The following is a 7788-nucleotide window of genomic DNA, read 5'->3' on the forward strand; positions in this document are numbered from 1 at the left end:
GTTCGCTCCCAGAAAAATCAGGCGGCTTCGGAAGCCGATGCCGCAATGATCACGGCGGATGTGGTCAGGTCGTCGCCGGTGAGTTCGCGCACGATCTGTCCACGCGAAAACACCAGCGCGCGGTGGCAGATATGCGCGATCTCCTCGAAATCGGTCGACACCACGACGACGGCGAGGCCGGCTTCGAGCGCGCGGCCGATCAGCCGGTAGATCTCGGCCTTGGCGCCGACGTCTACGCCGGCCGTCGGGTCCTCGGCGATCAGCAACGTGCGGCCGGTGTGGAGCCAGCGCCCGACGACCACCTTTTGCTGGTTACCGCCCGACAACGCCTCGATCGGCAGGTTCGGATCGTTGGGGCGCAGCCCAACCAAGCCGCCGATCACTTGCGCCAGCGCAGCCTCCTTGTGCGGTGCCAGAAACGAGAACAGGCCCCGCTTGCCGGCACCGGGATTGAGAAAACTGTTTTCGCGGATCGACAAGGAGGCCGCGATCGATTCTTCGGTTCGGTCGCGGGCGATGAGGCCGACGCCGGCCGACATCGCCGCGATCGGGCTCGACAGGTCGGGCGTAGCGCCATTGATCGTCACCGAGCCGGAAAAGGCCTGGCAGCCGAACAGCGCCCGGCCGACCAGTTCTTGTCCGGCGCCGCGCAGTCCGACCAGGCCGAGCAACTCGCCCTTGCGCACGTCGAACGACACCGGGCCAGCGCCGGCGCACACCAAGTCGCGGACGGCGCACACCGTCTCGCCGGGCTGCGTTTGAGCCTTGCTGAAAACCTGGCTTACCGGACGGCCGACGATCATCTCGACCAGCTCGTCGGGCCTGGTGTCGGCGACCTTCTTCTGGCCGACCAGCCTGCCGTCGCGCAGCACGGCGACGCGGTCGGCGATGCGAAAGATCTCGTCGAGGCGATGCGAGACATAGATCATGCCAACGCCGCGCTGCTTGAGCGGGCGGATGGCGTCGAACAGGCGGTCGACCTCGTCGGCCGGAAGGCTGGCGGTCGGCTCGTCGAGCACCAGCACATCGGCCTCGGTGGCCAGCGCGCGGGCGATGGCGACCAGTGATTTTTCGGTGCGGGTCAAATCCTGGACGCGCGTCGTCGGATCGAAATCACAACCGACCAGCTTCAGGGCTTCGTGCGCCCGCTTTTCGGTGGAACGCCAGTCGATGAGACCAGAGCGCAGCGAAAATCCCTGGGCGAGGCCGACATTTTCGCCGACCGTCATCCATTCGATCAGACCGAGATCCTGGTGAATGAAGGCGACGGATTGGCGCTGGTTGGGCCGCGGCGGGCGGTGGTGATAGGGCTCGCCGCGAAACAGGATGCGGCCGCCATCGGGACGGTAGATGCCGGCGAGCGTCTTGATCAAAGTCGACTTGCCGGCGCCATTCTCGCCGAGCAGTGCCAGGATCTCGCCTTTGTGCAGATCGAGCGTCACGTCGGAGAGCGCGCGGGTGCCGCCAAACTCCTTGGTAATCGACTTGAACTCGATCAGTTTTTCTTCAGTCACAAAGCGTTCCTCCCGAGATCGCCAAATGATGTTATCGATAACATTTCTGAGCGTCAAGCGACAAAATTTGGCACTCAGCTTAGCTGGTCTTGCCGTCGAGCAGGCGCATCATTTCGGCCGAATCCCTAGGCCCCAATCCAGCCGCGCAGAGCAAGCGGTGGATCTCGACCACCTGCCCGGTCATCGGCATCGGCGTCTTGGTCTTGAGGGCAAAGGCCTGCAGCGAATCCAGGTCCTTGAGCATGTTGTCGATGCGGCCGGTCGCTGAAAAATCGCGAGCGGCAAACTTCGCCATGAACTCCTGCATGATGCTGGAATCGGCGCGTCCGCCCTTGAGTGCCGCCGGGATTGCCTTCGGATCGACGCCGCCGGCTTCGGCGAGTTTCACGGCTTCAGCAACAGCCTGGAACAGCACCGCGCAGAAAAGCTGGTTGATCAGCTTGGTGGTCTGCCCTGCCCCGCTCGGCCCCATCAGCGTGTAGTTGGCGCAGAGATGCCGCATCACCGTACGCGCGTGTTCGAAGTCTGCCGCCTCGCCGCCCGCCATGACGGTCAGCCGGCCGGCCAGCGCGCCGGGAACGCCGCCTGAAAGCGGACAATCGAGCCATTTCATGCCCGTCTCGGCCGCCAGTTTCTTCGCCATTTGCGCGGTGTCGGCCGGGTCAATCGACGACATGTCGATCAGCAGCTTGTCGGACGATGCCGCAGCCGCGACACCGGCATCGCCGAACACCACCGAACGCACGATATCGGCATGGTTGAGGCTCAGGATGACGAAGTCGCTCGCTTGCACTGCCTCGGCGACCGACGCTGCGGCAGACGCACCCTTCGCGGTCAGGGCAGCAACCTTTGCCTTGTCCAGATCGAACACGGTGACCGCCTGCTTGGTCTCGATCAGGCGGGTGGCGATTGCGGATCCCATGATGCCGGCGCCGACAACGGCGACTCTTGCAGCTTGTGTCATCTCAACGAGCCTCTTTCCTTGATCCTGGCAGGGGCGATCCCAAAGGCGTCCAGGCCCTTCAACGCCACATCGGCAATGCTGTCGACCGGGGCGTCGACGTCCACGGTGACCACCAGCTTCTCTTCGCCAGGATGTTCCAGCGCGGCGAACTGGCTGTCGAGCAGCGCCGGCGGGAAGAAGTGGTCGCGGCGTGCGGCGAGCCTGGCTTGCAGCAGCGCGCGCGACCCCTCCAGGAAGACGAAAAACAGCGGCCCGCCCGCCGCATGGCGAAGCCGATCGCGATAGGACTTCTTCAGCGCCGAGCAAGAGACGATCAGCCCGCGGCCCTCCTCACGCGCCTGGCGCAAGGCTGCACCGACCAGATCCAACCAGGGCCAGCGATCCTCATCGGCAAGCGGGATGCCCGCCGACATCTTTTCGACATTGCTGCGTGGATGCAGCGTATCGCCTTCGACGAAGGCAAGACCAAGCCGCGCGGCGATTTCGACACCGACCCTGGTCTTGCCGCAGCCGCTGACGCCCATCACGACGATGAGCGCGGGTTCAAAGACAGGTCGTGATGCCACCGTCGACATAGAGCGTGTGTCCATTGACAAAGGATGAGGCCGGTCCGGCCAGGAACACCGCCGCGCCGACCAGTTCGCCGACGTCGCCCCAGCGTCCCGCCGGCGTGCGGTTGGTCAACCAGGCTGAAAATTCGGGATTGTCGACCAGCGCCTGGTTGAGTGGCGTCTTGAAGTAGCCCGGTGCGATGGAATTGACCTGCAACCCGTGCTTGGCCCAGTCGGCACACATGCCGCGCGTCAGGTTGCGCACCGCGCCTTTCGTGGCCGTATAGGGCGCAATGTTGGTCCGTGCCAACTCGCTCTGCACCGAAGCGATGTTGATGATCTTGCCGCGCTTGCGCGGGATCATGTGCCGCGCCACCGCTTGCCCGACGAAGAACACGCTTGAGATGTTTGTACGCAGCAACTCGTCCCATTTGTCGGCGGGGAAATCCTCGAGCGGCATGCGAAACTGCATGCCGGCATTGTTGATAAGGATGTCAATGGCGCCGATCGTCGTCTCGATCTCGGCAACGCCATCCGCTACCGCCGCGTGATCGGTGACGTCGAAGACGGCGCTATGGGCCTTGTATCCCTTCGCCGCCAGCGCATCCGCGGCTGCTTTGACTTTTTCTGCGCTGCGGCCGTTAATCACGATTTCGGCGCCGTGCTGCGCCAGCCCCTCCGCCAGCGCCAGGCCGATGCCCTGCCCCGACCCCGTGACCAACGCCCGCATGCCGGTCAAATCGAACAACGAACTGCTCAAGTGCTCCTCCCGAGGAATGTCCCTGAAGCGGGATACGATTTCCGCCGCGCCGCCGCCAGTGCCTATTGACATGAATGTTATCGATAACATAGTCAATGGAAAAAATTCACTTGGCGAGGAGACGATGCAGTGACCGACATATTGATGACCGGCCCCTATCCGGACTGGGACATGGCAGACCTCGAAGCGAAGTATCGCGTCCACAAGCTTTGGCAGGCCGAAGACAAGGACGCGCTGATATCAAGTCATGCGGATGCCATCCGCGCCATTGCGACGCGCGGCGAACTTGGCGCCAGTGCTGCGCTGATGGCAAAACTGCCGAAGCTCGAAATCGTCTCCTGCTACGGTATGGGCACCGACGCCATCGACCTGGCCTACGCCAGGGAAAACAGCATCCGCGTCACCAACACGCCTGATGTGTTGACCGAGGATGTGGCCGATATCGGCATCGGGCTGCTGCTCGCCGTGGCGCGCCAGATTCCGCAGGCCGACACCTATGTGCGCGACGGCAGCTGGCGCAAGGCCAACATGCCGCTGGTCACGCGCGTCTACGGAAAAAGGCTGGGCATTGTCGGCATGGGCCGCATCGGCAAGGCGGTGGCCCGGCGCACGGCTGCGTTCGACTGCGAGATCGCCTATTTCGGCACCCGCAAACACGACGAGCTGCCTTACGACTTCGTCGGCGATCTGGTCGAGCTGGCGCGTCGGAGCGAGTTCCTGATGGTGACGCTGGCTGGTGGCGAAGGCACCAAAAACATCGTCAATGCAGAGGTTCTGGCAGCGCTCGGGCCGGACGGCATCCTGATCAACATCGCGCGCGGCAGCACGGTCGACGAAACGGCGCTGCTCGCCGCGCTGGAATCCGGTGCGATCAAGGGCGCCGGGCTCGACGTGTTCTGGAACGAGCCGAGAATCGACGAGCGCTTCGGAAAACTTTCCAATGTCGTGCTGCAACCGCACCATGGCAGCGGCACGGTGGAGACGCGCAAGGCCATGGGTCAGCTGGTTCGCGACAACCTCGCGGCTCATTTCAGTGGACGGACCTTGCTGACGCCGGTCGCCTGAGAGAGGATCACATCATGAAGTCGATCGTCATCCACGCGGCAAAGGACCTGAGAATAGAGGAGACCGATCCGGGCGTCCTCGGCGATGGGCAGGTGGAGATATCAGTCGAAGCCGGCGGCATCTGCGGCTCGGATCTGCACTACTACAACCATGGCGGCTTCGGTACGATCCGCCTGCGCGAACCGATGATCCTCGGCCACGAGGTCGCCGGCACGGTGAAGGCCATCGGCGATGGCGTTTCGGCGCTTGCCATAGGCGACCGCGTCGCCATCTCGCCCAGCCGTCCCTGCAATGCCTGCCGCTACTGCCTGCAAGGCATGCAGAACCAGTGTCTGAACATGCGCTTCTACGGCAGCGCCATGCCAATGCCGCACATCCAGGGCGCGTTCCGCCAGCGCCTGGTCGCCGAAGCGTGGCAGTGCCACAGAATAGCCGACCACGTTTCCATCAACGAAGCCGCTTTCGCCGAGCCCTTTGCAGTGACGCTGCATGCCATGAACCGCGCCGGCTCGCTCCTCGGCAAGCGCGTTCTGGTCACCGGCTGCGGGCCGATCGGCGCGCTTTGCATCCTGGCAGCCAGAGCCCACGGCGCGCGCGAAATCGTCGCCACCGATGTCATGGACGGCGTGTTGGCAAAGGCCCTGGAGATCGGCGCCGACCGGACCATCAATGTCGCGACCAGCGGCGAAAAGCTCGCGGCCTACAATGTCGACAAGGGCAGTTTCGACGTCATGTTCGAAGCTTCCGGCAACGAACGCGCCGTGCGGGCCGGCCTCGATGTTCTGAAGCCGCGCGGCGTGCTGATGCAGCTCGGCCTCGGCGGCGACGTGTCGATCCCGCAGAACCTGATCGTCGCCAAGGAGATCGAGATGCGCGGCAGCTTCCGCTTCCACGACGAGTTCGCACTCGCCGTCGACCTGATCAATCACCGCCGGGTGGATGTCAAACCGCTACTATCAGGCATCTATCCGCTCGACGAGGCAGTTGCGGCTTTCGAGATCGCCGGCGACCGCAACAAATCGATGAAGGTCCAGATCGCGTTCTGAACCGACACCGCAATGTCAGGTGCTTTCGCGCTCGACGACGCGGTAGCCGGTCAGAACGATTTCCTGGCCGTGCCTTTTGCCGTCACCGCGGATCACCTGGATCAATCTTCGGGCAGCCTGTTGCCCGATGCCATAGCAGTCGACATTCACGGTGGTGATGCCGGGATGGCAGAAGGCGGCGACCTCATAGTCGCCAAAACCGGCAATGGCGATGTCCTGCGGCACCCGCATGCCACGGCGCTTGCATTCCATCAGCGCGCCAAAGGCCGAAAGATCCGAGACGCAAAGCACTGCCTCGGTGTCCGGCCAGCGTTCCAGCATACTGACGACGGCCTGGCCGCCCTGCTCGATGGAGATCGGCGGCACGCCGAAGGAAACGAGGCGGCCGGTCGGCAGGCCGAGTTCCTCGATTGCCCTGACGAAGCCTTCGCGCCGCTGGCTGCCGCGCGTGTCGCGCGAGGTCGTGCCGCCGATGTAACCGAACTTCCGGTAGCCCTTTTTGGCGAGCGTCTTGACCAGCAGCCCCATCGCCTCTTCGTTGGAAAACCCAACCACCTGATCGATCGGCTTGGCCGGCAGCTCCCAGGTTTCGACCACGGGAATGCCGGCGCTTTTCAGAAGGCGGCGGGCGCGATCAGTATGAGCGCCGCCGGTCAGGATGATGCCTTCCGGCCGCCGGCGCAGCATCGCCTCGATCAGCTGTTCTTCCTTCTCGACCGTGTAGTCGGTGTAGCCGAGCAGGAGCTGGAGCCCGGTGCTTTCAAGTTCGTCAGTGATGCCGCGCGCGGTATCGGCGAAGTTGGAATTGTTGATCGAGGGGACGATCGCCGCGACGAACCCCGTCTTGCGCGAGGACAGGCTGCCGGCCGATTGGTCGAGCACGTAGCCGAGATCGTTGACCGCTGTCATGATCTTTTCGCGCGTTGCCTTCGAAACCCGGCTGCCCTCTTTCAAGGCTCGCGACACCGTCATGGTCGACACACCGGCCCGCAGCGCCACGTCGACCATCGTCGGCGTGTGGCTTTCGCCCGGCCTCGATGCGGCTGCCTTGGCCATCATGCCGCTCCAGCGGCCGGCTGCGGTCTGCCCAAGGAAAGCCCTAGACGCTCGGGCACACGGTCTCTGCGGCGTCCAGCATCGCTCATGAACCACCCATTGGAATCAATTTCACGCAAAGGCATGTTATCGATACCAAATCGACAAGACAACAGCCACACACGAGGCCCAATTGTGTCATGATCATGAGCCTCGGTTGGGCCGCCACTAACCTACGGGAATGTCGACACTGTTCTGAGACAGTCAAAAAGGCGCCCAAACTGGCGGACTGAATGGTGGTTGCCAAGGGCGTTTTAGGAACATTGATTTTGTTGAGTTTTTCGTCGGCAAAAATCAGAAGTCTTCCCGTATCGTTCCGCATGGGTCCGTGACGCCATAAAGTCGACTTTAGCTAACCCTAATGCCTCCTTTGCGAACATACGCGGCCCTTCGGAGTCCTGTTCCAAGATGACCGCAATGGGCCCGGAAGCGGGCTGTCTGCTCTTGGGAGGAAGCGTGGCTAAGTGTGATCGACCTTCTTCATGAACAGCGCAAACTCGTCGGAGCCCATATGCACGACGTGCCTGTCCTCGGGATAAGCGCCGCTGTTGACGTCGGCGACATATTCGGAGAACGCCGCGATCCGCTCAGCCTGCAAACGATCATATTCGGCGGCGAAATTGCGATAGACCTTGGAGTGGCGAGGCATGTGCCCACGGTTCTGGCCGAGAATGTCGTCGGCGAACAGATATTGCGCGTCGCAGCCGGTCCCCGCCCCCATCGACAGCATGATCAGCGACGTCCGCTCCGAGATCGCCTTCGCCACCTCGACCGGCACCACTTCGATCTCCGC

The 7788-nt window shown here is 63.1% G+C and carries 8 protein-coding genes; 2 read left to right on the plus strand and 6 right to left on the minus strand.

Annotated elements, in window-relative coordinates; all coding sequences use genetic code 11:
• Window positions 1–17: 17 nt before the first annotated feature.
• The 4 genes from AC1D08_RS13425 to AC1D08_RS13440 form a co-directional block, all read right to left on the minus strand.
• On the minus strand, window positions 18–1514 hold the full coding sequence (locus AC1D08_RS13425) for a sugar ABC transporter ATP-binding protein (RefSeq protein WP_477423332.1): 1497 nt from the start codon (window positions 1512–1514) through the stop codon (window positions 18–20).
• A 79-nt stretch (window positions 1515–1593) separates the two neighbouring features.
• A complete protein-coding gene (locus tag AC1D08_RS13430) occupies window positions 1594–2478 on the minus strand; it encodes an NAD(P)-dependent oxidoreductase (protein ID WP_477423334.1) in 885 nt (294 codons plus the stop codon).
• Entirely contained in the window at window positions 2475–3053 is a 579-nt protein-coding gene (locus tag AC1D08_RS13435; RefSeq protein ID WP_477423336.1) for a gluconokinase, read from the minus strand. Before AC1D08_RS13435 ends, AC1D08_RS13430 begins: the two co-directional genes overlap by 4 nt.
• Window positions 3022–3759, minus strand: a complete 738-nt coding sequence (locus AC1D08_RS13440) for an SDR family oxidoreductase (protein WP_069093497.1) — start codon at window positions 3757–3759, stop codon at window positions 3022–3024. The genes AC1D08_RS13435 and AC1D08_RS13440 overlap by 32 nt, the downstream gene beginning before the upstream one ends.
• A 174-nt stretch (window positions 3760–3933) precedes the next feature.
• Here AC1D08_RS13440 and AC1D08_RS13445 point away from each other — a divergent pair, with 174 nt between their 5' ends.
• The gene (locus tag AC1D08_RS13445; protein ID WP_069093498.1) at window positions 3934–4854 is read left to right on the plus strand and encodes a 2-hydroxyacid dehydrogenase; all 921 of its coding nucleotides are present in this window, start codon (window positions 3934–3936) and stop codon (window positions 4852–4854) included.
• Window positions 4855–4868: 14 nt separating this feature from the next.
• Window positions 4869–5900 carry an L-idonate 5-dehydrogenase gene (locus AC1D08_RS13450; protein WP_477423338.1) on the plus strand — a complete coding sequence of 344 codons (1032 nt, stop codon included), beginning with the start codon at window positions 4869–4871 and terminating at the stop codon, window positions 5898–5900.
• A 15-nt stretch (window positions 5901–5915) separates the two neighbouring features.
• On the opposite strand, the gene AC1D08_RS13455 is transcribed toward AC1D08_RS13450, so the two are convergent.
• Complete coding sequence (locus AC1D08_RS13455) at window positions 5916–6959, minus strand: LacI family DNA-binding transcriptional regulator (protein WP_069092850.1); 1044 nt, start codon at window positions 6957–6959, stop codon at window positions 5916–5918.
• 496 nt (window positions 6960–7455) lie between these two features.
• On the minus strand, window positions 7456–7788 hold a 333-nt coding region (locus AC1D08_RS13460), incomplete at its 5' end, for a 3-methyl-2-oxobutanoate hydroxymethyltransferase (protein ID WP_477423340.1).

This window comes from Mesorhizobium sp. P2_E6 (assembly GCF_056403835.1).

Bases quoted from the DNA above. Each gene is read 5' to 3' on its own strand.
- AC1D08_RS13435 (WP_477423336.1), bottom strand. From the start codon at position 3,053: ATGTCGACGGTGGCATCACGACCTGTCTTTGAACCCGCGCTCATCGTC.
- AC1D08_RS13440 (WP_069093497.1), bottom strand. From the start codon at position 3,759: ATGCGGGCGTTGGTCACGGGGTCGGGGCAGGGCATCGGCCTGGCGCTG.
- AC1D08_RS13430 (WP_477423334.1), bottom strand. From the start codon at position 2,478: ATGACACAAGCTGCAAGAGTCGCCGTTGTCGGCGCCGGCATCATGGGA.
- AC1D08_RS13450 (WP_477423338.1), top strand. From the start codon at position 4,869: ATGAAGTCGATCGTCATCCACGCGGCAAAGGACCTGAGAATAGAGGAG.
- AC1D08_RS13455 (WP_069092850.1), bottom strand. From the start codon at position 6,959: ATGATGGCCAAGGCAGCCGCATCGAGGCCGGGCGAAAGCCACACGCCG.
- AC1D08_RS13445 (WP_069093498.1), top strand. From the start codon at position 3,934: ATGACCGGCCCCTATCCGGACTGGGACATGGCAGACCTCGAAGCGAAG.